Here is a 559-nt window from a genome sequence, read left to right as displayed (position 1 = left end):
CTGCATACCCGTCATCAGTTCACTGAAGATATCGCGTTCAGTCATGTCTCAGTCCTTTTTTGATCACATTCAGCGCGGTCGCCAGGGCATCACGCTGTTGCCTGGTCAAATCGTCGCGTTGATCTTTATCGTAGATGGTAAACAGGATGAATTGGCCTTGTGTGTTGGTCCAGTAATAGATAACCCTGATCCCGCCACGTGCGCCCTTGTGTCGGCGCTCATCCCTGAAGCGAACTTTACGCAGTCCGCCGGTATCGGGTATCACATCGCCCTTCTCAGGGTCAGCCAGCAACATGTTCTGAAACAGCCTGTACTGATCATCATTCAGATAATCAGCCCGGTATTTCTGGAAGCTGGAAAGTTCGATGAATAGTGCGTCCATGTGCTGAGTATTTCCCTGTCCCCAACCTGGGCATACTTTACCTCTGAGTCAGGTGCATTTCAATCAGACCTGATTTTTTCTTCACCACATCAGATGAGTTTCTGCCCTGTTCCCTGCAACCCCACCAGCACCTCACTTAAGTGCGTGACCAGCTTCCGCACTTTATCCGGGATAAAG

1 protein-coding gene is annotated in these 559 nt (G+C 50.3%); it reads right to left on the bottom strand.

The features are described from left to right. Positions 1–37 precede the first annotated feature (37 nt). Positions 38–382, bottom strand: a complete 345-nt coding sequence (locus tag OMK64_RS21545; protein ID WP_069026837.1) for a toxin — start codon at positions 380–382, stop codon at positions 38–40. Positions 383–559 lie beyond the last annotated feature (177 nt).

Source organism: Cellulomonas fimi (assembly GCF_028527925.1).
Classification (GTDB): Bacteria; Actinomycetota; Actinomycetes; order Actinomycetales; family Cellulomonadaceae; genus Cellulomonas; species Cellulomonas fimi_C.
The sequence above is the reverse complement of the archived record's forward strand: the minus strand, read 5'-3'. Positions and strand labels throughout refer to the sequence as shown.

Bases quoted from the DNA above. Each gene is read 5' to 3' on its own strand.
- OMK64_RS21545 (WP_069026837.1), bottom strand. From the start codon at position 382: ATGGACGCACTATTCATCGAACTTTCCAGCTTCCAGAAATACCGGGCT.